At 64.2% G+C, this 21951-nt stretch carries 24 protein-coding genes and 3 pseudogenes; 13 read left to right on the top strand and 14 right to left on the bottom strand.

Going from position 1 to position 21951, the window contains the following annotated elements:
* Window positions 1-2: 2 nt before the first annotated feature.
* The 4 genes from ACZY0R_RS07955 to ACZY0R_RS07940 all read right to left on the bottom strand — a co-directional run bounded on the left by ACZY0R_RS07955 (window position 3) and on the right by ACZY0R_RS07940 (window position 2992).
* Window positions 3-1433: a TolC family protein gene (locus ACZY0R_RS07955; RefSeq protein ID WP_488857894.1), complete on the bottom strand. Its 1431-nt coding sequence runs from the start codon at window positions 1431-1433 to the stop codon at window positions 3-5.
* 14 nt (window positions 1434-1447) lie between these two features.
* Entirely contained in the window at window positions 1448-1753 is a 306-nt protein-coding gene (locus tag ACZY0R_RS07950) for a hypothetical protein (RefSeq protein WP_488857893.1), read from the bottom strand.
* Window positions 1754-1851: 98 nt separating this feature from the next.
* The gene (locus ACZY0R_RS07945; protein ID WP_488857892.1) at window positions 1852-2271 is read right to left on the bottom strand and encodes a hypothetical protein; all 420 of its coding nucleotides are present in this window, start codon (window positions 2269-2271) and stop codon (window positions 1852-1854) included.
* A gap of 223 nt (window positions 2272-2494) precedes the next feature.
* Window positions 2495-2992 (bottom strand): hypothetical protein, encoded by a 498-nt coding sequence (locus ACZY0R_RS07940; RefSeq protein WP_488857891.1) that lies wholly within the window; start codon window positions 2990-2992, stop codon window positions 2495-2497.
* Window positions 2993-3405: 413 nt separating this feature from the next.
* Between ACZY0R_RS07940 and ACZY0R_RS07935 the strand changes: the two genes are divergently transcribed.
* The 4 genes from ACZY0R_RS07935 to ACZY0R_RS07920 all read left to right on the top strand — a co-directional run bounded on the left by ACZY0R_RS07935 (window position 3406) and on the right by ACZY0R_RS07920 (window position 5811).
* Window positions 3406-3726 carry a hypothetical protein gene (locus ACZY0R_RS07935; RefSeq protein WP_488857890.1) on the top strand — a complete coding sequence of 107 codons (321 nt, stop codon included), beginning with the start codon at window positions 3406-3408 and terminating at the stop codon, window positions 3724-3726.
* Window positions 3727-4039: 313 nt separating this feature from the next.
* A complete protein-coding gene (locus tag ACZY0R_RS07930; protein ID WP_488859570.1) occupies window positions 4040-4306 on the top strand; it encodes a helix-turn-helix domain-containing protein in 267 nt (88 codons plus the stop codon).
* A 220-nt stretch (window positions 4307-4526) separates the two neighbouring features.
* A complete protein-coding gene (locus ACZY0R_RS07925; RefSeq protein ID WP_488857889.1) occupies window positions 4527-5216 on the top strand; it encodes an ArsR/SmtB family transcription factor in 690 nt (229 codons plus the stop codon).
* Window positions 5217-5301: 85 nt separating this feature from the next.
* The gene (locus ACZY0R_RS07920; RefSeq protein WP_488857888.1) at window positions 5302-5811 is read left to right on the top strand and encodes a DUF6630 family protein; all 510 of its coding nucleotides are present in this window, start codon (window positions 5302-5304) and stop codon (window positions 5809-5811) included.
* 70 nt (window positions 5812-5881) lie between these two features.
* Here ACZY0R_RS07920 and ACZY0R_RS07915 read toward each other — a convergent pair whose 3' ends face one another.
* Window positions 5882-6811, bottom strand: coding sequence for a LysR family transcriptional regulator (locus tag ACZY0R_RS07915; protein ID WP_488857887.1), 930 nt, complete (start codon window positions 6809-6811; stop codon window positions 5882-5884).
* A gap of 215 nt (window positions 6812-7026) precedes the next feature.
* On the opposite strand from ACZY0R_RS07915, the gene ACZY0R_RS07910 reads away from it, so the two are divergent.
* The 3 genes from ACZY0R_RS07910 (at window position 7027) to ACZY0R_RS07900 (ending at window position 9852) form a co-directional block, all read left to right on the top strand.
* Window positions 7027-7653, top strand: a complete 627-nt coding sequence (locus ACZY0R_RS07910) for a TetR/AcrR family transcriptional regulator (RefSeq protein WP_488857886.1) — start codon at window positions 7027-7029, stop codon at window positions 7651-7653.
* Window positions 7654-7737: 84 nt separating this feature from the next.
* On the top strand, window positions 7738-9132 hold the full coding sequence (locus ACZY0R_RS07905; protein WP_488857885.1) for a carotenoid oxygenase family protein: 1395 nt from the start codon (window positions 7738-7740) through the stop codon (window positions 9130-9132).
* A gap of 126 nt (window positions 9133-9258) precedes the next feature.
* On the top strand, window positions 9259-9852 hold the full coding sequence (locus ACZY0R_RS07900; RefSeq protein WP_488857884.1) for a hypothetical protein: 594 nt from the start codon (window positions 9259-9261) through the stop codon (window positions 9850-9852).
* Window positions 9853-10006: 154 nt separating this feature from the next.
* Here the strand turns inward: ACZY0R_RS07900 and ACZY0R_RS07895 are convergent, their stop codons facing one another.
* The gene (locus tag ACZY0R_RS07895; protein WP_488857883.1) at window positions 10007-11617 is read right to left on the bottom strand and encodes a sensor histidine kinase; all 1611 of its coding nucleotides are present in this window, start codon (window positions 11615-11617) and stop codon (window positions 10007-10009) included.
* On the opposite strand from ACZY0R_RS07895, the gene ACZY0R_RS07890 reads away from it, so the two are divergent.
* Genes ACZY0R_RS07890 through ACZY0R_RS07880 form a run of 3 tightly spaced genes read left to right on the top strand, consistent with a single transcriptional unit; the run spans window position 11603 to window position 12811 of the window.
* A complete protein-coding gene (locus tag ACZY0R_RS07890) occupies window positions 11603-11929 on the top strand; it encodes a hypothetical protein (RefSeq protein WP_488857882.1) in 327 nt (108 codons plus the stop codon). The two genes, ACZY0R_RS07895 and ACZY0R_RS07890, sit on opposite strands and share 15 nt — an antisense overlap.
* A 10-nt stretch (window positions 11930-11939) precedes the next feature.
* A complete protein-coding gene (locus tag ACZY0R_RS07885) occupies window positions 11940-12155 on the top strand; it encodes a hypothetical protein (RefSeq protein WP_488857881.1) in 216 nt (71 codons plus the stop codon).
* Entirely contained in the window at window positions 12065-12811 is a 747-nt protein-coding gene (locus ACZY0R_RS07880) for a low temperature requirement protein A (protein ID WP_488857880.1), read from the top strand. Before ACZY0R_RS07885 ends, ACZY0R_RS07880 begins: the two co-directional genes overlap by 91 nt.
* A 31-nt stretch (window positions 12812-12842) precedes the next feature.
* On the opposite strand, the gene ACZY0R_RS07875 is transcribed toward ACZY0R_RS07880, so the two are convergent.
* Entirely contained in the window at window positions 12843-13928 is a 1086-nt protein-coding gene (locus tag ACZY0R_RS07875) for a Zn-dependent alcohol dehydrogenase (RefSeq protein WP_488857879.1), read from the bottom strand.
* 144 nt (window positions 13929-14072) lie between these two features.
* Window positions 14073-14957, bottom strand: coding sequence for a mechanosensitive ion channel family protein (locus ACZY0R_RS07870; protein WP_488857878.1), 885 nt, complete (start codon window positions 14955-14957; stop codon window positions 14073-14075).
* 212 nt (window positions 14958-15169) lie between these two features.
* Between ACZY0R_RS07870 and ACZY0R_RS07865 the strand changes: the two are divergent.
* Window positions 15170-16475: pseudogene (locus tag ACZY0R_RS07865) on the top strand (amino acid permease); the annotation flags it as partial.
* A gap of 22 nt (window positions 16476-16497) precedes the next feature.
* Here the strand turns inward: ACZY0R_RS07865 and ACZY0R_RS07860 are convergent.
* Complete coding sequence (locus ACZY0R_RS07860; protein ID WP_488857877.1) at window positions 16498-17694, bottom strand: RNA-guided endonuclease InsQ/TnpB family protein; 1197 nt, start codon at window positions 17692-17694, stop codon at window positions 16498-16500.
* A pseudogene (locus ACZY0R_RS07855) lies at window positions 17688-18017 on the bottom strand (IS607 family transposase); the annotation flags it as partial. The pseudogene ACZY0R_RS07855 and the gene ACZY0R_RS07860, both read right to left, overlap by 7 nt.
* 4 nt (window positions 18018-18021) lie before the next feature.
* On the opposite strand from ACZY0R_RS07855, the pseudogene ACZY0R_RS07850 reads away from it, so the two are divergent.
* Window positions 18022-18631 (top strand): annotated as a pseudogene (locus ACZY0R_RS07850) (amidohydrolase); the annotation flags it as partial.
* Here ACZY0R_RS07850 and ACZY0R_RS07845 read toward each other — a convergent pair.
* The 3 genes from ACZY0R_RS07845 to ACZY0R_RS07835 are packed head-to-tail and all read right to left on the bottom strand — an operon-like array spanning window position 18540 to window position 20408.
* Window positions 18540-19358 (bottom strand): amino acid ABC transporter permease, encoded by an 819-nt coding sequence (locus tag ACZY0R_RS07845; protein WP_488857876.1) that lies wholly within the window; start codon window positions 19356-19358, stop codon window positions 18540-18542. The pseudogene ACZY0R_RS07850 and the gene ACZY0R_RS07845 overlap by 92 nt on opposite strands.
* On the bottom strand, window positions 19351-20091 hold the full coding sequence (locus ACZY0R_RS07840; protein ID WP_488857875.1) for an amino acid ABC transporter permease: 741 nt from the start codon (window positions 20089-20091) through the stop codon (window positions 19351-19353). Before ACZY0R_RS07840 ends, ACZY0R_RS07845 begins: the two co-directional genes overlap by 8 nt.
* Window positions 20092-20099: 8 nt before the next feature.
* A complete protein-coding gene (locus ACZY0R_RS07835) occupies window positions 20100-20408 on the bottom strand; it encodes a transporter substrate-binding domain-containing protein (protein ID WP_488857874.1) in 309 nt (102 codons plus the stop codon).
* Window positions 20409-20656: 248 nt separating this feature from the next.
* Between ACZY0R_RS07835 and trhA the strand changes: the two genes are divergently transcribed.
* Window positions 20657-21274, top strand: coding sequence for a PAQR family membrane homeostasis protein TrhA (trhA, locus tag ACZY0R_RS07830; protein WP_488857873.1), 618 nt, complete (start codon window positions 20657-20659; stop codon window positions 21272-21274).
* Here the strand turns inward: trhA and ACZY0R_RS07825 are convergent.
* Window positions 21271-21915, bottom strand: a complete 645-nt coding sequence (locus ACZY0R_RS07825; protein ID WP_488857872.1) for a GNAT family N-acetyltransferase — start codon at window positions 21913-21915, stop codon at window positions 21271-21273. The two genes, trhA and ACZY0R_RS07825, sit on opposite strands and share 4 nt — an antisense overlap.
* Between the last annotated feature and the right edge of the window lie 36 nt (window positions 21916-21951).

Raw genomic sequence — 21951 nt, 5'->3', positions numbered from 1 at the left:
GGTTACTGTCCTTTTCCGTTCGGCACGGTCATCTGTTTGTTCTGTGGCGTGGCAGCCGCGTCGGCTTGTAAAGGTAGCTCGCCTCCAAGCGAGAGTTGAAGGTCTGTCTCAGCCACCCAATAGTCGCGGAGGCTGCCGATGTAGGTATTGACCCCGTCCACCTGCGCGCGCGTTTCGACCAGAAGCTCAAACACGCTAGCCAGCATGCCGTTGTAACGCAGCATCATTTCATCAACGATGGCCTTGCGCACCGGCACGACTTCATCGCGGTAGTGCCTGGCGATGTCGTAACTGGTCTGGTAGCTCGCATATGACTCGCGAACTTCCGAGCGCGCATTGATTGCAGTCTGCGCGAGTTGGTTCACAGCGAGCATATAGACCGCTTCGGCACGCGCCACGCGGGCGGTTCCCCAATCAAACAGCGGAATTTGCACGCTGATTTCGTAACCCATCTCAGGCGGTGTATTCGATAGGCTGTTGCGCAGGTAACCCACGTCCAGGACGTTGATAAAGCGTGTGGCCTTGGTCAGTCCGAGCGACGAAGCGACGCTCTGCGTCTGCAGCTTGCCGGCCTGAATATCGAGGCGGTTCTGCATGGCGTAGCCTTCGAGCTCCCCGAGTTCTGGCCGTTCCCTTGGCAGGTCCGGCAACCGGTCTGGCAGCGTGAAGTTCGCTCCGGTGCCCCACAATCCTATGGCGCGAATAAGCTTTTCCCGGTCGGAGATGGCTTGACGCCTGGCCCGCGCAAGCGCCCCGGCGGTATCGGCGTAGAACGCCCGCTCGCGCGCCAGGTCGAGTTTACTGAAGTTGCCGGCGGCGGCCAGGCGCTTGGCGAACCCCGCCCCAGCTTCAGCGCTCTCGTTCACTTGCTCGGCATACAGCGAAAACTGCTGTGCCGCGACAGCGTTGACGTACGCCTTGCGCGCTTCGGCCGCGACCTTCACGGTTTCATTGGCAACCAATAGCTTCGTCTGCTCATAGCGCTTGCCTTCAATCTGGGAGATGAAGGGCAAAGTCAGAACGTTAAAGAAGGCGAGAGTAAAGGTTCGCTCAATCGACAGGTCGTTCCCGGCATGCTTGCGGCTGAAAGTGAAACCTGGATTTGGCAAGCGGCTGGCTTGCACATAATCGGCCTCGGAGATGCCAAGTTCGGCATAGGTGGCCTGCAAGCCTCGGTTGTTGAGCAGCGCCAGCTGTACTGCGCTATCCATCGTCAAAGGCTGCGCAAGCAATTCCTGCGAGCGTTTGTAAACGCTGTCCTGGTCCTCTTCTGACCTGACCCAGGCAACGTCTTTGCCGAGCCGCTCCTTTGCAACAGAGGACACGGAATCGAAACCACCGTCTTTTGAGAACGTGGCACAACCACCCAGGAAGACAGCGGCGGCCAGCGCCAATGCACCAAACCTCAGGGCTTGTATTCTTCTAATTGACATTACAAGTCCTTGCATCACATCTTGTGGTCCGAGTGGTCGGCCGGCTCCGCCCCAGCGGGCGCCGGCTTGGGCATCTTCATCGTGCCCATGTCGCCTACTCGGGCGCCGCTCGCCGGAGAGACAGCGGCATTTGTGTCTTTCCAAGGCACCACCTTCGGCTCCCTGTAGGGAACGTATTCATCGAAGGTGCGAGGCACCGTGAGCGTCGTGATGGGCGCGTTGGGGTCAAGCGGGTCCGGTCGAGGCGACGACGCCTGCGCATAGACGGACGCCCAGACGACCGCCAGGCTGGCGCCAGCCAGCATGCGTGTCAGAGACATGTCAAACCTTGTGAGGATGAAGCCTTGAGTGCCGCGTTAGCCATAAATTTCTGGCAACGCACGATGGGAGCGCCCAAAAAATGGACGCACCTAGGGCATCAGACGACCGAGGCAGGCGGACGCTGGAGCGCGTCCGGGATGTGACTGACAAAGGCTTCCATCAGGCTCGAAGGAACCTGTGCTGGCGCATTGTCGAGGTGAACAAAAAGAGGGAAAGCATAGGGGACGACCGAGCAAAGCGAACAAGCGGCGCAGCCTGGGCACGCATGACCTGCATGCTTTCCAGATTTGCCCTGCTGCTTGCTATCCGCATCGCTCATGTGCGCGATGCAGTGGTCATCGTCATCATCGGACGATACTGTGATGACGCCTTCATGGCCATCATCAGACTGCACCCGCGCTGCGCTCGCGTAAGCCTGCGTCGCGCCTTTTACCATCATCGTGGCCGCAGTCACCCCTTGCAGCGGAAGCGCTGCAATCAGGAGCAAGAGAAGGAAACGTGTGACGAGTCGAAGCATCGGGGGCGATAGCTGCCTTGTGGCCGCAGACTCGTAGTTTAGCGGATACGCACCGACGCTCCAATAGGAGTCGCCTGCAAGACACATCCTGCCCACTAACGAAAAAAACATTGACCCTGCCATGGTGGGAAGGTCTATGGCGGGGCAGCCCGCGACCGGTCATCGAAGGTCGCCCGCCCTGGGCAGGTCAATTGGCCGACATTACCCAGAGCAGACTGAGCTACTACGGCTTCATCATGCCGCCGCTCATCCCCTGTCGGTCCATCATCGTCTGCATCATCTCCATATGCTGGCCCATCAACTCATGACATATACGCATGTGGTCTGCCATGTCTGCCTGGCCCATAGGCATTTTGCCGTGCATGTCGCCACGACCCTGCATCGGCATCATGCTGTGCATCATTGCCATACTCTCCTGCATCACCTTGGCCTGCTCCGCCATCAGTGCCTGGCGCTCTTCCGGCGTCTTGGCCCTCGACAGCCGTTCATGCAGCGCACGCAAATGTGCAATCTGCGCGTCCATGTCTGCATTCCTCTGTGTTGCATTTTTCGGTGCTGGACTCTTCCGGGTGGCATTCTTCCGTGGTGCAGCAGTGGCAGCCTGCGCATGGCCATCGTCATGCTCAGCTGCGGCTGGCTGCGGACCAGCCGAGAACGCTAGCGGCGTCCAGACGAGCGCCGAAACCGCGATCAGAATTGAGGCCGATATATTGTTGGACATGGCGCCGTTCTCACATGGGGGTATCTAAGACGCGAAGACGCGTTCCTTTTAATCTACTCGCGTATGCTCCAGAAGGCTTGATTGAAATCAAACTTGCTCCGTTTGGGCGACAGCACGGATGGTCAAGAGTTCTTAACGAAACAGTCCTTCGGAACCCAGAATACTTTGCGCACAACATACGCGAGTCCGGAGCCAATAGCGCTGTAGCAGAGCACCTGCAAGCCGCTACTCCAGACCCAGCCGGAAGGTGACCGCAAACAATACTTGACCTTCCCTCTGTGGGAACGTCCATATTTAGAAATATGGAGCCGGACAAGTCATTTGGGAATGGGACACATTGTTCATTGCTAGTAGATCCCGCCAAGTCAGACACCCCCGAGGCACAGCTGCAGCCCTCGTCGGAGACGGATGCAATGAGCAATATTAAGCACTCATTGCATGAGGAGGTGTTTGCGGTGTTCGAAAGGGCTTGCCAGGAGAAGGAATTCGAGTTGGCCGACTACATGCTCCTTGCTCTGGAAGCCATTGCGCGCCGACGGAAGGATGTCCGGCAGCTCGACCTTGCATCTCTCTTGTTCGCCGCCGCCTGCGAGGCGGGTGACTTGCCCCAAGAAACGACATCATCGCGTGTTGGAGAATCGGGACCACCTGTAGTCAACACGGTCAAGGAACGGTCAGTTGTCATGCCATCTCGGACCGAGGGGTGCGGGAGGGACAATGCAGAAGAAAAATGAAGCGATTCTGATGGGTGCTTCTCCTTGTGATACTTGCAGCCGCTCTACCGCTGCGGATTTCGCCATGCCATTTTGGCATGTTGCGGAGCTGGCCTGGCGGCTTCGCCCTGCTACGCCGAGCAGAACCAGATGTCGCATGCCAATTCAATGAATAGCTGCAATGGCAGCGGCGATTGTTCCCCGACAGGCAATCCAAGCAATATATCTCACGCCTCGTGTACCGCGATATGCGCTGCCGCCGCGGCGGCTCCGATGCCGGTTAGCCTTCTGACTGGCGCTTGGAAGAGTGTCCTCATAGCCCACCCGGAGCCCAATTTCCTCTCTGCAGTACTGCCCGCCTGCCCGCAAGTTCGACCTGGTGCAGCAGGGCCACCGGATTGAGACGCACTGGCAGACCATCCGAGCCGAAAGCGGCCAAGAGCATCGTGTCGGCGTGTTTATGTGCTCGGGCAGGGCACTCCCTGAGCTGTTCGTCAGCTGCGTGCAAGCTAGCCGGACCTCGAAGAGCAAGAACACGAGCCGCCGGCGAGGTGGGAAGCCGCCAGAGCCGGGGGCATTCCCAGCTCCTCATATTGCCTAACCTATTGATTTGTATATATTTTCAGTCAATATTCTGGAAATGAGCGGGGTCGCGACCGCCTCACCGAGGCTGTCAGGTATTGACCCCGGCTTAATACATTTCGGAAGCGCTTTATTCCCTCAGGAAGGACTTTATTCCGTTGGAAGGACTTTATTCCCCGAGGTCAATATTGGTGAATATGCGTCTATACTGCGATCGTTGTTTTACGGCGAGATGAACTATGGAATACGCTCCCAGCATCAGCCAGATTGCCGGTCTGCTTGCCGACCCCGGACGGGCCGCCATGCTGTGGGCGCTGATGGACGGCAGCGCGCGCCCGGCGGGCGAACTCGCGGTCATCGCCGGCTTGTCGGCATCGTCCACCAGCGGCCACCTTGCGCGCCTCAGCGAAGGCGGGCTGCTCGCGGTGCAGACGCGCGGGCGCAATCGCTACTACCGGCTCGCCACGCCCGAGATCGGCGTTGCCATCGAGGCGCTGGCCAGTGCGTCGTTGGCGAGCCAGCCGCCGCGCGTGCGCGCGGTACCCGCCTCGCGGACCGCGCCGGCGGCCCTGCGCCAGGCCCGCACCTGTTATGACCATCTCGCGGGGGAGCTTGCGGTTGCGCTGTTCGAGCGCATGTCGCACGCCAACTGGATCGTGGTGGCCGGCACGGCCGTCGACCTGACCGAGGGCGGCACGCAAGGCATGGCGCAACTCGGCGTGGATCTCGAAGTCGCGCGGCGCAAGCGGCGGCAGTTCGCCTGCACCTGTCCCGACTGGAGCGAACGCAAGCCGCACCTGGGCGGCGCGCTCGGCGCGGCGCTGCTTGAGAGCCTGATGGCCCGCAAATGGATAGAACCCACGTCCACCTCCCGCGCGCTGCGCGTGACGCCGCGCGGACAACGCGAGATCTCGCGCATCGCCGGTTGAGCGGCTGGCGCGCTTGCATGGCAGGAATTCCCGTTTTCAAATGCGCCGGCATGTCATGGCGCCGCACTGATGGAGGGCTGACGCGATGAGCGATGAACTGGATGACGGAACGCACCGCGCGTTCTGGCGCCTGATCGAGCTGATCAACTTCGACGATCCCGTCATGATCGAGAAGCAGCAGACGCTGTTCGACGAGGCGCTGGCCAACTCGGACGACGCGGAAGCGGTCGAGGGCCAGGAGCTGCTGTGGGTCCTCAAGGACGTCATCGACTGGGAGTCCGGCTTCTATGTGGACTGGAAGGATGCGCCGTCTTTCATCAGCTGCATGGACGAGCTTTGCGCCCGCCTGGACATCGAACTCGACTGGGGCGTGGAAGATCCCGAAGACGAGGAGTTCCTGGAAAAAGCCAGCGTGCCCGAGCTGATGGAACTGGCGCACGAGCAACTGCGCCTGGCCGGCATCACGCTATGGAACTGGGACACCGAGAGCGATGCCTATGCCGGATGGCTGGCGCGCGGCGAGGACGACGAGGAAATGACCGGCCTGGCCGAGACGCTGGGGCTGGAGATCAGGCCCGGCGACCAGCCCTATTGAGCGCGAGCGGATGCGGGTTCCGTCCCCTCCCAGCCAGGGAGCCCGATCCCTGGCCCTCTTTCCCTGTTAGTCAGTTGAAGTTGGGGTCAGTGTCGACAATTTCCGCGCCCCCCGGCCCCAAGGTCTCCTCCAGCACATCGAGAAACACCCTGACGCTAGCCGGCATCAGCTTGCGCGCGGGCATCAACACATAAACCTTGAGCGGCGCCGACGAATAAGCAGGCAACACCCGCACCAGCCGCCCCTGGTCCAGTTCGTCCTGCACATAGCGCGGCGACAGCCGCGCCACGCCCAGCCCGTCCAGGGCGGCCTTGAGCCGGATCTCCGCATTCTGCGTGCGCATGCGAGGCTCCACCGTCAGGCTCGCCACCTCCACGCCATCGCGCAGGAACTCCCAGCGCCGGTCGTCGGCGTTGCCCAGCGTCGGCCAGCTCGCCAGGTCCTGCGGCGTGCGCGGCAATCCGCGCGCGCGTATCAGTGCCGGCGACGCAAAGAACCCGCGATCGATCAGCACCACGCGCTTGCTGGCGAATGAGCTGTCGAGCAACCCGGTGTGGGTCATCACGAACACCAGGTCATAGCCCCGCTCGACCAGGTCGGGCTGCTCCCAGCTGACATCCACCTCGACGCGCAACTCGGGATGCAGCCGCAGCAGCCGCGTGAGGCTTGGCGACAGGTGCAGCGAGCCAACCTCGTAGGGCGTGGAAATGCGCAGGGTGCCGCTGACCTGCTCGCTGACTGACACTGCCTCGGCGCTGATTTCGCGCAGTTCGTTAAAGAGAGGTGCGACCCGGTCGTAAAGTTGCTGGCCCCGCTCGGTCACCCGCACGCGGCGCGTGGTGCGCTCGAACAGGCGCACGCCGAGTTGCACCTCGAGCCGGGACACCGCCGCGCTGGCCGACGACTTCGGCACATCGGCCAGTTCGGCCCCTTTGGTGAAGCTCGCGCCTTCCACCACCCGGCAGAAAATTTCCCAGTCCTTCCATTCGATCGTCTTCATGCGCCAATCCCTTTCGCCGCCGCGCGCGCGCCATCGGCCATGCGCGTAAATGCAGGCGATTGTCCCATATGGCGAACAATGGCGTGCCGCCGCCTCTGGTCAAAAGCTTTTCTTGACAATTTACATCGTAAATATACACTGTAAAATATCATCGTCAGGACATCTGGCGATATGCCCCTAAGGGCATACAACATCCATCGCAGCACACCGGACAAATGGCAAGAAACCTTACCCAGGATGAGATCGAAGCCTTCAAGGCGCGTCTGTGCGCGGTGGCCGAACGCCGCTTCGCCGAAGGCGGCGTAGCCAGCGTGAGCATGCGCCAGCTCGCCGAGGAGCTGGGCTGCAGCCCGATGACGCCGTACCGCTACTTCAAGGACAAGGAAGACATCCTGGCGGCGGTGCGCACGGCGGCGTTCGACCGTTTCGCCGCCGCGCTGGAAGCCGCCGGCGCCAGCGCCGGCGAGCCGCGCGAGCGGGCGCGCGCGGTGGGCGAGGCCTACCTCGCCTTTGCCTTTGCCGAACCCAACGCCTACCGGCTCATGTTCGACATGACGCAGCCGGGCGGCGAGCGCTATCCCGAGCTGGAACGCGCCGGCTCCCGCGCGCACCGCACCATGAGCGCGCACCTGGAGACCATGGTGGAGCGCGGCCTGATCCACGGCGACCCGCAGGTGCTGAGCTATGTGATCTGGGCCTCGATCCACGGCCTGGTGATGCTGCACCTGGCCGGCAAGCTGCCCGGCGGCTCCGGTTTCCGCGCCATCCATGCCGAGATGATGCGGCTGCTGGCGCAAGGCATGCGCGCACCCATGCCCGACACCGGCACCGGGAACGAATAACGCAACAAATAGCGAAGCCAGCAACGAACCCGGCCCACCGGCTACGCCGGCGCCAACCCCGCAGCAGACAACAAGGAGCACGAGATGAGCCAGCTGTTCCCGTCGTCCCCCTATCTCAGCGGCAACTTCGCCCCCATCCTGATGGAGTGCGACGCGCCCGACCTGCCGGTGCTGGGCGAGCTGCCACGCGCGCTACGCGGCACGCTCTACCGCAACGGCCCCAACCCGCAATACGCGCCGCGCGACGCGCACTACCACTGGTTTATCGGCGACGGCATGGTGCACGCCTTCCATATCGAGGATGGCCGCGCGCGCTACCGCAACCGCTGGGTGCGCACCAATAAATTCCAGCGCGAGCAGGCCGCGGGGCGTGCGCTGTTCGGCAGCTGGGGCAACCCCGCCACGACCGATGCCTCAGTGCTTGGCCAGAACGACGGCGTGGCCAACACCAATATCCTCTGGCACGCCGGCCGCCTGCTGGCGCTGGAAGAAGCCGACCTGCCGGTCGAGCTGGACAGCGAAAGCCTGGCCACGCGCGGCGACGTTGACTACGGCGGCAAGCTCAAGGGCGCCATGACCGCGCACCCCAAGGTGGACCCCGTCACCGGCGAGATGGTGTTCTTCGCCTACTCCACCGGTGGTCCCTTCACGCCTGGCATGCGCTACGGCGTGGTGGAGAGCAATGGCCAGTTGCAGCGCCTCGAACGCTTCGAAGCGCCGTTCCCCAGCATGGTCCACGATTTCATGGTGACGCAGAACCATGTGCTGTTTCCCATCCTGCCGCTCACCGGCAGCATGGAGCGCGCCATGCGCGGCGAGCCGGCCTACGCGTGGGAACCAGAGAAGGGTTCGCACATCGGCATCATGCCGCGCCATGGCGGCGCCGCGCAGATGCGCTGGTTCCGCGGCGACGCCTGCTATGTGTTCCACGTCATGAACGCCTGGGAAGCCGGCAACAAGATCATCGCCGACGTGATGCAGTATGAGAGCGCGCCCCTGTTCAATCCCAGCGCCAATGGCGAGCGTGCGCGCCTGTGCCGCTGGACCTTCGACATGGCCGGGAAGTCCGACAGTTTCACGCGCGAGTACCTGGACGACATGCCGGGGGAATTCCCGCGTTTCGATGAGCGCTTCTCCACGCTGCCCTACCGCCACGGCTACTTCGCGTTCCGCCAGCACGAGAGCAGTGCGCGCGGCAGCTATGACGGCCTGGCGCACATCGACCTGCGCAGCGGCAAGCGCGCGGTCCATGTGCTGCCGGAAGGCGACGCCATCTCCGAGCCAGTGTTCGTGCCGCGCGCGGCCGACAGCGCCGAAGGCGATGGCTGGCTGCTGGCCACGGTCTACCGCGGCGCACAGGCGCGCAGCGACCTGGTGGTGCTGGACGCCGGCGCGGTGGCCGACGGCCCGATCGCCACGGTACAGCTTTCGCACCGCGTGCCATTCGGCTTCCACGGCAACTGGCACGGCGCGGACTGAGCCGCCGCCCCGCTTCTTTGCTTCCCTGTTCATTCACGCAAGACGGCACGGCACGGCACGCATCGTGCCGCATCACCGCATCACCGCATCACGACATCACGACATCACGACATCAAGGAGACCAGCATGGGAATGCTGACCGGCTTTGCCCCCTTCATCGCCTTCTTCATCGCCATGCGGCTGGCATCCCCGCTGGCTGGCCTGGCCTCGGCCTGCGCGGTCTCGCTGTTCATGTGCCTACGCATCCCCTCAAGGGGGACCAAGGTGTGGCGGCGCCGCGAATCGCTCAAAGTGCTGGAGGTTGGCAGTCTTGCCTTGTTTGCGCTGCTGCTGCTCTATACCGTCATGGCTTCGCCCCAGTGGACAGTGGCCACGGTGCGGCTCGCGGTGGATGCCGGCCTGTTTGCCATCGTGGCAATCTCGCTGGCGATCGGACGCCCGTTCACGCTGCAATATGCGCGCGAGCGCGTGCCGCAGGAATACTGGAATGCGCCGCGCTTCCTGGCGGTGAACCGCCACATCACGCTGGCGTGGGCCGTCGCGCTGGCCATCATGGTGGCCGCCGACGCGGCGGCGGAATATGCCAGCGCGATCCCGTTGTGGATCGACATCGCGGCCACGGTGGCCGCCTTCGCCGGCGCCGTGATCTTTACCGTGCGCTATCCGGCGGCGGTGCGGCGCGCTGCGGAGGCCGCCGCGGCGGGCCAGACAAGGGCGTAGGAACAACCGGGGACTTCGGATGCCGTCTTGCCGGGCAGAACCGTTGGCTTCGCTTCCTGTTGCTCCTGGCCCAACCGCCCCTCTCCCCATGAGGGGAGAGGGAGTGGCAGCCTTCGTCATCGCGGGCGGCCCTGGCGCATCCTGGCGGCTTCGTTCAGTGCGTCAGGTTTCCTGACTTCTGGCCTTCAAGGTCGCCCAGCCCGTCTTCTAACTCCTGCTGGAATGCTGGCCATAGCACCTGAAAGCTATCGAGCCCCTCGCTGCGAACCAGTTGCCGCAGGCCGTTGCATAGCTCCGCCAGGGTCGTATTTCCCACCAGTGCGAAGCCACCGCTCAGCGAGTGCAGTGCATTGAGGACTGCGCCGGCGTTGCCCGCATGCAAGGCATCCGCAATCGCCGCCGTTGCCTCCCGCGTGGCGGAATGCATCGCCTCGCACACCTGCGGGGTGATCGGCAATTCCGCCAGCGTCTTGTCGCTATCCGGTTCTCTTTTAGGGCTTCTACCGGCGCGCGCCCGCAGGACACGCTCCAGCACCGCGAGCGGCAAAGGCTTGATCAGCACCGTGGGAATGGACGCTTCCAGACGGCGAGCCGCGTCTTCCGGCATGCTATGCGCGCTCATCGCTACAACCGGCAAGCCTGGGTACTGCTGCCGGATGGCCGATGCCAGTGCATAACCATCCATCACTGGCATGCCGATGTCCGTCAGCACGATGTCATACTGACTTTGCGCAAGCGCCTCCAGTGCCTTCGCGCCATGCTCGACAATCGTCGCGTCAAAGCCGAGCTGTTCGAGCTGGTCGGCCAGCATTGCACGGGTTGCCGGGTGGTCTTCCGCGACAAGCACCCGGATGGGCGGCTCGCCGGCATCGGACTCCACCGCACTTGCGGCATCCGATGCCTTGGCGGACGTTGCGCCGCCGTCCGGTGACCCGTGCGAAGGCGCCTCCGTCCGTTGCAATGGCCACCTGACCGTGAACGTGGTGCCCCGCCCCGGTGCGGTGTCGACCGAAATATGGCCTTGCACTGCCCCCACGATGCGCCGGCACAGCGGCAGCCCGAGGCCAGTGCCGCCGTAGCGTCTGTGGATAGAACTGTCAGCCTGCGTATAGAGATCAAACAGTGTTGGCACAAGGGCCGGATCCATCCCGATACCGGTATCCGCGATCTCGAATTGCACCACGGATGCCTCGTTGTCCTGCACAAATTCGGCGCGAATCGCCACATGGCCCGATTCCGTGAACTTGATCGCGTTGCTGACCAGGTTGGCGATCACTTGCCGGATCCGGGTCGGATCGCCGAGGAAGTGGCCGGCGGCGCCCGGCGCGATTTCGCAAGTCAGCGCCAGGCCCTTGGCCTCCGCCAGCGGCGCGAACGTGTCGCGCACGTCCTGCAGCAACTGGTCGCAACGGAAAGGAATGGATTCGAAGGTCAACTGCCCCGCTTCGACCTTGGAAACGTCCAGCACGTCATTGATGATGCGAAGCAGCGAAGCGGACGACGACTCGACAATCTCCAGCCTTCGCCGCCGGCCGGCAGGCAACGGCGAGCGCCCCATTAACTCCAGGCTGCCGATCATCGCATTCAGCGGCGTACGGATCTCGTGGCTCATGGTGGCAAGGAACGTGGATTTCGCCTTGTTGGCCTGGTCAGCCGCCTGGCGCGCCTCCCTGAGCTTCTGCTCCGTTTTCTTCTGCGCGCTGATGTCAAGCAGCGCGCAAAGCACTGCCGCCTCCCCCCGATACTTGACATGGGTGAAATTCACCAGCAGATGCGTCAAGGCATGTGTGTCCGCCCCAAGGGTCAACTCCTGGCCAATCAACGGCCGGATCCGGTTTGGACGCTCTCATCGACGCGCGGCAGGCGCTCGGACGACGTCTGGCTCGGCGAATGGCCGATCGGCGTGCAGGCGCGCGACATCACCGGCTACACACTCAGCTATTCCCACTATCAGCGCTTGCGCCGCGCCACGTTCACCGGCGGGCTCTGGCGGCGAATATGTTTCTCCCCAGGTCCGTTCGGCGCTGGCTTGTTCTCAGTCCAATATCGATCAATCGCAACCGCTTTCTCCCCGTGAATCGGAGGTTATGCGCCTCTATGTCTCCGGGATGACCGTCGGTGAAATCGCAGCTCTTCTCAAGAAGGGCAAGCAGACAATAAGCTGGCAAAAGATGAGTGCCATGCGAAAGCTCGGAATAAAGAGCAATCGGGCGTGCTGTCGATCGCCGGTGGCCTGGCCGGTGGCGAACTGCGCCTGCTGCTCTGGCTGCTGGCGGTGGCCTGCGAATATGTCTCGCCCATGACGGGCTTTGCCAGGCCGGGGCTGGGACGCTCCAGCTTTGCCGACTGGCGCAGCGCCGATGGCGCCCATATCGCCGAGCGTTGCCAGTTGTTCGTGATCCTGGCGCTGGGGGAATCGGTGCTGGTCACGGGCGGCACGCTGGGCAACGCCAGCCAGTGGGATATCCCGGTGGTGATCGTGGCGCTGGTCTGCTTCCTCGGCAGCGTGGCGATGTGGTGGGTGTATTTCGATACCAGCGCCGAGGCCGCCACCCGCGCGCTCACGCATGCGCGCGAGCCCGGCCAGATGGCCGCCCACGTGCATTACGTGCATGTGCTGCTGATCGCCGGCATCATCGTCAGCGCCGCTGCCGATGACCTGGTGATCGCCGAGCCGGACCACCATATCGGCATGTCTTCGGGTGCGCTGCTGCTCGCCGGCCCGGCCGTCTACCTGGTTGGGAACTCGCTCTACAAGCGTGCGATCTACGGCAACATCCCGCTGTCGCACCTGGCCGGGCTGGCGCTGCTGGCCGTGCTGGTGCCGGTGGCGCCGCTCACGGACCTGCTGATGGTGGGCGGCCTGACCAGCGCGGTGATGTGCGTGGTGGCGGTGTGGGAGAGCGTGTCGCGGCGGCGCGGCCGGCACGCCAGGGCGCGCGGGAAGACGGTGGCCTAGGCGGAGCACGCCCAGGCCACGCCGGCTGCGCTCAGTGCTCGAACATGATCACCGAGCGTGCCAGTTCGCCCCGGCGCAGTTCGTCGAACGCTTCGTTGATGTTTTCCAGCGGCATGCGGCGCGAGATCAGCTCGTCCAGCTTGAGCTTGCCCGACAGGTAGAAATCCACCAGCCTCGGCATATCCACCGGGAAGCGGTTGGAGCCCATCATCGAGCCCTGGATGCGCTTTTCGGCCAGGAAGTCCATGCCCTTGATCTCGATCTTCACGCCCGGCGCGATCATGCCGATCACCGTGGCGGTGCCGCCGCGGCGCAGCATGGAGAAGGCCTGCTCGGCGGTCTGCTTCAGGCCGATGGCTTCGAAGGCGTGGTGCACGCCGCCGCGCGTGAGTTCGCGCACCGCTTCCACGGCGTCCACGTCGGCGGCATTGATCACGTCGGTTGCGCCGAATTTCCTGGCCAGCTCCAGCTTGCCGGGCACGCGGTCGATCGCGATGATACGGCCGGCGCCGGCAATGGCGGCACCGTTGATGGTCGCCAGGCCGATGCCGCCGCAGCCGATCACCGCCACGGTCTCGCCAGGGCTCACGCGCGCGGTGTGCACCACGGCGCCCACGCCGGTGGTCACGGCGCAGCCGATCAGCGCGGCGCGGTCCAGCGGCATCTCGCGGCGGATCGCCACCAGCGCGTGCTCGTGGATCAGCATCTGCTCGGCGAACGCCGACAGGTTCAGGAACTGGTTCATCGGCGCGCCCTTGGCCAGCAGGCGCGGCTCCTCGCCTTCGCGGCGCTTGGTGTCGGGCTCGACGCACAGCGACAGGTGCCCCGTCAGGCAGTGCTCGCAATGGCCGCAATAGGCCGACAGGCAAGTGATCACATGATCGCCGGGCTTGACCGTGCGCACTTCCGAACCCACCTGCTCCACCACCCCGGCGGCTTCATGGCCCAGCACCACCGGCATCGGGAAAGGATAGGCACCGTCGAGAAAATGCAGGTCCGAATGGCAAACGCCCACCGCCGCCGTGCGCAGCAGTACCTCGTGCGGCCCCGGCTTGCCGATGGCGACGTCTTCAATCACAAGCGGGGTCTTGGGTTGATGCAGGACAGCGGCTTTCATGGGTCTCCTCGTTGTTCGATATCGTTCGACACAATTCGCTACGATTCCCGTCCCCGGCAACGGCGGCGGCACGGCTACCATACAACCGAAACGCCGTTCAGTGAAGCCATAAAACGGTTCCCGCGCCGGCCAAAGGCTCAAGGATCAGGAATGCGGCGCCGCCTTGTCCTGCTGTGCAGGCGCGGGCTCCGCCTTGGCCGCCACCGCCGCCAGTTCCGCGTTGCGCTGCTGGTGGTACTTGCGCAGGATCTGCTGCGCGATCGACAGCCGCGAGGCCACCGGCACCGGGAAACGTACCAGCACATCGAGCCGGTCCGCCGCCATGGCTTCGAACATCACGCGAGGCTCGAACTGCGAGAGATCGAGAAAGCGCGAGCCGCCGTATTCCTGCAGGCTGTGCTGGGCCTCGGCCAGGAACGGCGCGCACACTTGCTCGGTGATCGCGATCAGGTCGGCCTCGACACGGTCCGGGTCGCTCTTTTCGGGCAGCGGGATGCGCAGCGTGTCCAGCGTGTACTTGCCGGACTGCGAGTGATTGCGCACGGCCACGGTCAGCAGCATGCTGTTGGGAATCTGCACCGTTGAGCCGGTGAACTGGCGCGTGCCGGCGATCTCCACGAGCGTGGTGGTCAGCGCATCCATGTCCACCACCTCGCCGGAATGCGGGCCGATTTCCACGATGTCGCCAAGCTGGAAGGGGCGCGCCATCATGCGCAGGAAGGCGCCGAGGAAACACATCACCAGTTCCTTGCCACCGATCACCAGCGCCACCGCGAAGGCGGTCAGCGAGATCGCCACGCTCTTGAGTTCGGACACCCAGATGCCCAGCAGCAGCAGGAACACCACCGCGGCGACCGCGTTGCGCGAGGCCACGGTCCAGGTGCGATAGCTGCCGCGATTGTCCTTGTCCCCTTGCTGGCGGGCCTGGAAAAAGCGGTTGATGACCTTCACGGCCAGCATGCCGGCCAGCACGATGCCGACGCTCAGCGCGATGTGTAGGAGATAGCTGTCGTTGAAAGGCAGGTTCATGAGGATCGGTCCGAATACCACAAGGATGCAAACCCTCGATTCTAGCCATGCCGCAGTGCAACGAGCGCAAAACCAGCCGCACGCGCGCCGCGCCGCCTTTCCCCACGCGGCGTTTTCTCTTATGATGCCGCCCAATGTACCAGCCGGTAAATGTATTCCATGTATCCCCGTTTGCCCAGGCCGGCACGGCCGGATACGGGCGACACCGGTGAATGCGGGCGCGTCCGGCCTGGGCGCCCCAATCCATTTCTTCTCTGACCCGCCAGCAATCCACTCCCCACGCTTCGCCGCCCGCCCTGCGCCGCACCTTGCGCGCGCGCCATCTCACCATGATCGCCATCGGCGGCTCGATCGGCACGGGGTTGTTCGTGGCCTCGGGTGCCACCATCGCGCAGGCCGGTCCGGGCGGCGCGCTGGTAGCCTATGTACTGATCGGGGCCATGGTGTATTTCCTGATGACCAGCCTGGGCGAACTGGCTGCGTATATGCCGGTGTCGGGCTCGTTCGCCACCTACGGCGCGCTGTATGTCGATGAAGGATGCGGCTTCGCGCTAGGCTGGAACTACTGGTACAACTGGGCGGTGACCATCGCCGTGGAACCGGCGGCGGCGCAACTGGTAATGCAGTACTGGGTCCCCGACACGCCCGGCTTGCTGTGGAGCGTGCTGTTTCTCTGGCTGATGTTCCTGCTCAACGCCATCTCCGTGCGGGGCTTCGGCGAGGCCGAATACTAGTTCGCGCTGGTCAAGGTGGTGACGGTGGTCGCCTTTATCGTTAATTGGCGTATTGATGATTTTCGGCATCCTGCGCGGCGATGCGGGCGGGGTGCCGGCGGGACTGGTGAACCTGACCGCGGGCGACGCGCCCTTCGTCGGCGGCCTGCCGGCGATGATCGGCGTGGCCATGATCGCCGGCTTTTCCTTCCAGGGGACCGAGCTGATCGGCGTGGCCGCCGGCGAATCGGCCGATCCGCCGAAGAATATCCCACGCGCCGTGAGGCAGGTCTACTGGCGCATCCTGCTGTTCTATGTGCTGGCGATCCTGATCATCGGCATCCTGATTCCCTACACCGATCCCAGCCTGCTCAAGAGCGATGTGGAAACGGTTGGCGTCAGCCCGTTCACGCCGGTGTTCCGCCACGCGGGACTGGCATTCGCCGCTGGCGTGATGAACTCGGTGATCCTGACCGCGGTGCTGTCCGCCGGCAAATCCGGCATGTACGCCTCCACCCGCATGCTCTACAACCTGGCGACCGAGGGCCGCGCGCCGCACCTCTTCGCCCGCCTGACGCGCAACGGCGTGCCGATGGCGGCGCTGCTGGCTACCACCGCGGTGGGCGCGCTGTGCTTCCTGACCTCGATGTTCGAGAGCAAGTCGGTCTCCCTGTGGCTGCTCAACCTGTCGGGCATGACGGGCTTTATCGCCTGGCTCGGCATTGCCATCAGCCACTACCGCTTCCGCCTCGGTTTCGTCGCGCAGCGCCTGAACCTGTCGCGCCTGCCCTATCGCTCGCCGTTCTGTCAGACCTCCTCAAATCTACCTAAATAGATTCAAAGCTGACTTCCTGTTTCGTCGAGGCCGGTTTCGCCTTCGTCTTGCGACGAGGGCCAGCGCCTTCCTCTCCACAGGCTGTGACCGTGGAACTCACGGCCATGATCTTCAGGTTGACTGCGGCGTTCACGTCACGGTCATGGACGCTGCCGCAGCACGGGCACGTCCATTCGCGCACCGACAGCGCAAGGTAATCCAGCTTGTGCCCGCAGTCCGAGCACGTCTTGCTGCTGGCATAGAATCGGTCGGCGACCGCCACCATGCCGCCGCGCATCGCCGCCTTGTATTCCAGTTGCCGCCGGAATTCGAAGAAGCCCATGTCCGCAATCGAGCGGGACAGGCGGCGGTTCTTCAGCATGCCGCGCACGTTCAGGTCTTCAATGCCGATGGTATGGAAACGACGCGTCAGGCCAGTCGTAAGCTGGTGCAGCGCGTCCGAGCGAATCGCCGCGATGCGGGCGTGCAGCCTCGCCAGCGCGGCCTTGGCCTTGCGCCGATTGGCCGATCCCTTCTGCTTGCGCGACAGGCTGCGGGAGAGCCGCCGCAGGCGGTCCATCAGCGCCTTGTGGGGCTTCGGACCGGCAATGACCTCTCCCGTCGAAAGCGTTGCCAATGCCTTGACACCCAGATCCACACCGGCCGCGCCTTGGTTTTCAGCTTTGGGCAGATGGGAATCGTCTTCGGTGTCTACGGTGACACTGACAAACCAGCGGTCGGCCACACGGGAGACCGTGGCCGACAGGATCTTGCCAGCAAAGCGCAATGCCTCGCGCATGCGCACCCAGCCAAGATTGGGGATGCGAATGCGTGAACCCTCGACGCTGAACTGGTCGTTCGTGAGCGTGAACCGGTCGTGCACGCCCTTCTTGCGGAACTGCGGATAGCGGGCGCGGCCCGCGAAGAAGTTTTGGAATGCCTGGCCGAGCTGGATGATTGCCATCTGTGGCGCGTTCTTCGTGACTTCGAGCATCCACGGGAACTGCTCGCGCTTGAGCGCGTTCAACTGTCGTCGCAGCGCGGCCTGGGTGGGCTTGGGCTGGGCATTGTCCGCTTTCCATGCCTCGTATTGCCGCTTCCATTCGGCCAACGCCCAGTTGTAGGCAAAGCGCGCGGTGCCTGCCGCACGGGCCAGATAGGTTGCCTGGACATTGTTGGGATCGAGGACGATGCGGTGGGCGATCAGCATTGCGACGCCTCCACAGCCTGGCGCACGCCATCGAGCAGCTTCTGGTTCTTGCGCGAGCGCGAGCCATACAGGCGGGCACTAAACACCGTGATGATCTCCAGCACGTCCCTTGCCAGGTCTTCCTCGAAGGTCGTATCCTCGCCCTGGTTCAGGATCACAACCACGACACCCTTGGCCTCACAGATGGCGAACACCAGTTCTGCGCCGAAGCGCAGCAGCCGGTCCTTGTGCGTGATGACCAGCCGTCCCACGCTGTCGTCAATGATGGCGCCCAGCAGCCGTTTGAGCCCCTTCTTGTGGTAATTCATGCCCGAGCCAAGATCGGCCGCCATCGGCGACGCCACCAACCACCAGGTGCTGGGCGCGATCGAAGTGGCTTACAAGGAAGTCGGCGGCCGCGAACTGCGCAACCGCATCGAGCACGCGCAAGTGGTGGCGCTGCCGGACATCCCGCGCTTCAAGCAACTGGACCTGATCACATCGATGCAGCCCACCCATGCCTGCCACCAGCGACATGAACATGGCGGAAGACCGCATCGGCAAGGAACGCATCAAGGGCGCCTACGCCTGGCAGACCATGCTCAAGCAAGGCACCGTGATCGCCGGCGGCTCGGACTTCCCGGTGGAATCCGCGAACCCCTTCTACGGCCTGCACGCGGCGGTGACGCGTACCGACCACGAAGGCCGCCCGATCAAGGGCTGGCATCCGGAAGAAGCCATGACGCTGACCCAGGCCTTCCGCGCCTTCACGCTGGACGCCGCTTACGCGGAGCACCAGGAGAAGACGCTGGGGTCGCTGGAGCCGGGCAAGTGGGCCGACTTCATCCTGGTCGACCAGGACCTGTTCAAGGTGGCGCCGGCCGAGATCTGGAAGACCCGCGTGACGCAGACGTGGGTGGCGGGCGAGCGGGTGTACGCGCAAGGCGACAAGCAGTAAACGTGAAATCGCGCCACAGGGGCCGGCGCTGCCCGCTCCACGTGGCGGCAAGCAGCAGCGCCGCCACGCTTTCAATCCCCACGCAGATGAAGAAATAAAGCAGCGCCACCGCGGCGAACACTTGCGCCGCATACCCCACGCTGCGCCCGTTGACCTGCGTCGACACGGTCGACAATTCCACCACGCCCACGATATAGGCCAGCGACGTATCCTTGGCCAGCGACACCCAGACATTGCCCAGCGACGGCAGCATGGCGCGCAGCGTGCGCGGCAGCACCACCAGCCACAGCGCCTGCAACAGCGTCATCCCGAGCGCCAGCGCCGCATTGCGCTGGCCCTGCCCGATCGCGGCGAAGCCTGCTTCCATCACCTGCGCGATATAGGCCGCGCCGATCAGCGCGAGCGCCAGCACCACCGTCTGCACCTCGCCCACATGGACGCCGGCCAGCATCGGCAGCAGGAAGTAAGCCCAGAAGATCAGCATCAGCACGGGGATCGCCCGCAGGCCGGCCAGCAGCGCGCGTATCGCACGCGCCAGCGGCGCTGGCGCCTGGTCCAGCAGCACGGCAACGCCGATGCCCAGCACGGTGGCACCGGCGCAGGCCAGCGCCGCCATCCACAAGGTCAGCGCGGCGCCCGCCAGGGGGCCGTCCGGAAAGGTGCCCGACAGCAGGTAAGGCAATTGCCCGAGCACCACGGCCCAGCCGGAGTTCGCGTGATCAGGCACGTACCGCCTCCGTCCATCCCAGCCACCGCAGCAGCAGCGGCGCGGCCGCCTGCAACAGCAGGATCAGCGCCACGTATAGCAAGGTGACCAGGCCAAACGCGTGGAAGGTCATCAGGCTGTCCGTTTCCACCTGCCGCGCGGCGTAGGACATCTCGGCAAAGCCGATCGCCATCGCCAGCGAGGTGTTCTTGATGGTCTGGCAGAACTGCCCCACCATCGGGCGCGCGGCTATGCGCAGCGCCTGCGGCAGCACCACGCGCCAGAACGCGGCGGCGGGCGTGAAGCCCAGCGCCAGCGCTGCCGCGCTTTGCCCCGCGGGCACATTGGCCAGCCCCGCCTCCAGCTCACGCGCATAGAAGGCGCTGGCATAGAGCCCGATGCCGACCAGGCTGGCAAGCGCTTCGAGCGAAGGCGCGGGCAGGCGCAAGCCGCCCATGTGGATGCCCTGCCAGCTGTAAAGAACGCCGATCGCGTCCTCGCCGAGCAGTTGTGCCGCACCGAAATACCAGAAGAACAGCTGTACCAGCAATGGCGTGCGGCGCAGGAAGCCGACCGCGCCGCGCACTGCCGCGCGCAGCGGCGCCAGCGGGCTACGCGCGAGCGCCAGCCAGAAGGCGGCAAGCACGCAGCCAAGCACGAACACGGCGAGAGACAGCGCAACCGTCAGGCCGAAGCCAGCCGCGATCCAGCCGACGTATCTGGCAGGCAGCGGCTGCAGCAGGATGGCTTGCATCCCCACGGCTAGCGCTGCCCGTCGACGAAAGGCGGCACCCTCATTTCACCGCGCTGCCGATTGTTAGCGCGGAACTCCGGCTTCACGCCCAGCCGTTTGGCGATCTCGGTGGCGTAGTCCACATCGAGGCCCACCGGCGTGGCGCTGCCCGCCTCGACAAAGCCGAACGGCGGGTTCGCATCGAACACGCCCACGCGGAGCACGCCGGCCTTCCTGACGTCGTCGAGGCGGTCTGCCAGGGCGGGCGTGGAGGCGAGCACGGTGAGGCCGGCCACCAGGCTCAGGGCGGCCTTGAACAACGGCGAAGGGATACGCATGGAAGTCTCGCAAAGGTTGGATGGCGAGAAGATAGCGGCGGCGAGGCAGGCAGGGAACGAATGGTTTCGCAGATGGATATGCCGGCCGGCAACAGCGCCCCAATCCCCCCGCTTTCAGCCCTTCGCTCACCCCATCCTGATTTCCATGCAAAAATACGCCCATAACGCGCTGCAGCAAAACCATCTGCGAGCAGTACAAGCCCCCTGCAATCGACCCGCCCAGCGACCATTACAGGAGAACCAACGACATGTACCGTGGAGAACGTTTCAACGGCTACAGCCACCTGGCAGGCGCCATTCTTGCCGCCGCCGGCACCGCCGTCCTGATCACCACTTCGGCCCTTTACCATGACGCCTGGAAGGTCGTCAGCTCGGTCGTCTACGGCACCACGCTCATCTTCCTCTACACCATCTCCACCCTCTACCACAGCCTGCGCGGCCGCCCGAAAGACATCCTGCGCCGGCTCGACTACTGCGCCATCTACCTTCTGATCGCGGGGAGCTATACGCCCTTCGCGCTGGTCACGCTGCGCGGGCCCTGGGGCTGGACGCTGTTCGGGGTGAACTGGGGGCTGGCCGTCATCGGCATCGCGCAGGAACTATGGATCGGCTACCGCACGCGCGTGTTCTCGCTGCTGATCTATGTCCTGATGGGCTGGCTGGTGCTGTTCGCCTTCGGCCCGCTGGTGGCTGCGTTGCCGGCCGCCGGCCTGTACTGGCTGGTGGCGGGCGGCGTGCTCTATACGGCCGGCATCGTGTTCTTCCTGCTCGACGAGAAGGTGCGGCATTTCCACGGCATCTGGCATCTGTTCGTGCTGGCCGGCAGCGCCTGCCAGTTCGTCAGCATTCTCTGGTACGTCGGCTAGGGCTTGCCGGGTCCGGGTGTGCCTCCGGTCTCCTCCACGGCCAGGCGCATGGGCACATAGGCGATGCCCTTTGTCTCCGCGCGGGGGCCGACGGACCGGAAGCCGAAACGTTCATACACAACCGTTGCGAACGGGCTCGAATTCACGGTGAATTCGCGAACCCCGCCGGACACCATCGCCGTATGGCTGGCCACCTGCCAGAGTTGCCCGGCAATGCCTGTCCGATGCATATGCGGTGCGACGAACAGGTGGAAGAGGTGGCTGCCGTCTCGCATGGCAATGACGCCAGCGAGCTGCTGGCCACGATAGGCAACCCGATAATCGAAGCGCGGACTGGCAACATAGCCCGCGATCGAATCCGGAGAGAGGCTGGCAAGGAATGATTCCGCGCCCTCGCCCGACGCCTTGATGGTGAAGTAGTGCGCCACGCTCGTTGCCAGCGCGCTGATTGCGGCAGCGTCCTGTATATCGGCCCGGCGAATGATCAACGTATCCATGATGGTAAAAATCGACTCAGTGTAGCCGTGTTTCCAGCCCAACAGGCCTGAATCACGCCAGCGCGATGCGAAGAGCCGTTGCCCATGCCGACCGCGAAGGCGCGGAACGTCGAGAGGCCGGGAGAATCGCAGGGAATCGTTCATCCAATCAATGCGTTGCGTACGGCATCCCGCAGCCCG

It is taken from the genome of Cupriavidus sp. F041, assembly GCF_057814235.1.
The sequence above is the reverse complement of the archived record's forward strand: the minus strand, read 5'-3'. Positions and strand labels throughout refer to the sequence as shown.

What these genes read in the sequence shown, in the direction of transcription:
- ACZY0R_RS07955 (WP_488857894.1), bottom strand. Translation starts at nt 1,433, where the DNA reads ATGTCAATTAGAAGAATACAAGCCCTGAGGTTTGGTGCATTGGCGCTG.
- ACZY0R_RS07950 (WP_488857893.1), bottom strand. Translation starts at nt 1,753, where the DNA reads ATGTCTCTGACACGCATGCTGGCTGGCGCCAGCCTGGCGGTCGTCTGG.
- ACZY0R_RS07945 (WP_488857892.1), bottom strand. Translation starts at nt 2,271, where the DNA reads ATGCTTCGACTCGTCACACGTTTCCTTCTCTTGCTCCTGATTGCAGCG.
- ACZY0R_RS07940 (WP_488857891.1), bottom strand. Translation starts at nt 2,992, where the DNA reads ATGTCCAACAATATATCGGCCTCAATTCTGATCGCGGTTTCGGCGCTC.
- ACZY0R_RS07935 (WP_488857890.1), top strand. Translation starts at nt 3,406, where the DNA reads ATGAGCAATATTAAGCACTCATTGCATGAGGAGGTGTTTGCGGTGTTC.
- ACZY0R_RS07925 (WP_488857889.1), top strand. Translation starts at nt 4,527, where the DNA reads ATGGAATACGCTCCCAGCATCAGCCAGATTGCCGGTCTGCTTGCCGAC.
- ACZY0R_RS07920 (WP_488857888.1), top strand. Translation starts at nt 5,302, where the DNA reads ATGAGCGATGAACTGGATGACGGAACGCACCGCGCGTTCTGGCGCCTG.
- ACZY0R_RS07915 (WP_488857887.1), bottom strand. Translation starts at nt 6,811, where the DNA reads ATGAAGACGATCGAATGGAAGGACTGGGAAATTTTCTGCCGGGTGGTG.
- ACZY0R_RS07910 (WP_488857886.1), top strand. Translation starts at nt 7,027, where the DNA reads ATGGCAAGAAACCTTACCCAGGATGAGATCGAAGCCTTCAAGGCGCGT.
- ACZY0R_RS07905 (WP_488857885.1), top strand. Translation starts at nt 7,738, where the DNA reads ATGAGCCAGCTGTTCCCGTCGTCCCCCTATCTCAGCGGCAACTTCGCC.
- ACZY0R_RS07900 (WP_488857884.1), top strand. Translation starts at nt 9,259, where the DNA reads ATGGGAATGCTGACCGGCTTTGCCCCCTTCATCGCCTTCTTCATCGCC.
- ACZY0R_RS07890 (WP_488857882.1), top strand. Translation starts at nt 11,603, where the DNA reads ATGGGTGAAATTCACCAGCAGATGCGTCAAGGCATGTGTGTCCGCCCC.
- ACZY0R_RS07885 (WP_488857881.1), top strand. Translation starts at nt 11,940, where the DNA reads ATGCGCCTCTATGTCTCCGGGATGACCGTCGGTGAAATCGCAGCTCTT.
- ACZY0R_RS07875 (WP_488857879.1), bottom strand. Translation starts at nt 13,928, where the DNA reads ATGAAAGCCGCTGTCCTGCATCAACCCAAGACCCCGCTTGTGATTGAA.
- ACZY0R_RS07870 (WP_488857878.1), bottom strand. Translation starts at nt 14,957, where the DNA reads ATGAACCTGCCTTTCAACGACAGCTATCTCCTACACATCGCGCTGAGC.
- ACZY0R_RS07860 (WP_488857877.1), bottom strand. Translation starts at nt 17,694, where the DNA reads ATGCTGATCGCCCACCGCATCGTCCTCGATCCCAACAATGTCCAGGCA.
- ACZY0R_RS07840 (WP_488857875.1), bottom strand. Translation starts at nt 20,091, where the DNA reads ATGCAAGCCATCCTGCTGCAGCCGCTGCCTGCCAGATACGTCGGCTGG.
- ACZY0R_RS07835 (WP_488857874.1), bottom strand. Translation starts at nt 20,408, where the DNA reads ATGCGTATCCCTTCGCCGTTGTTCAAGGCCGCCCTGAGCCTGGTGGCC.
- trhA (WP_488857873.1), top strand. Translation starts at nt 20,657, where the DNA reads ATGTACCGTGGAGAACGTTTCAACGGCTACAGCCACCTGGCAGGCGCC.
- ACZY0R_RS07825 (WP_488857872.1), bottom strand. Translation starts at nt 21,915, where the DNA reads ATGAACGATTCCCTGCGATTCTCCCGGCCTCTCGACGTTCCGCGCCTT.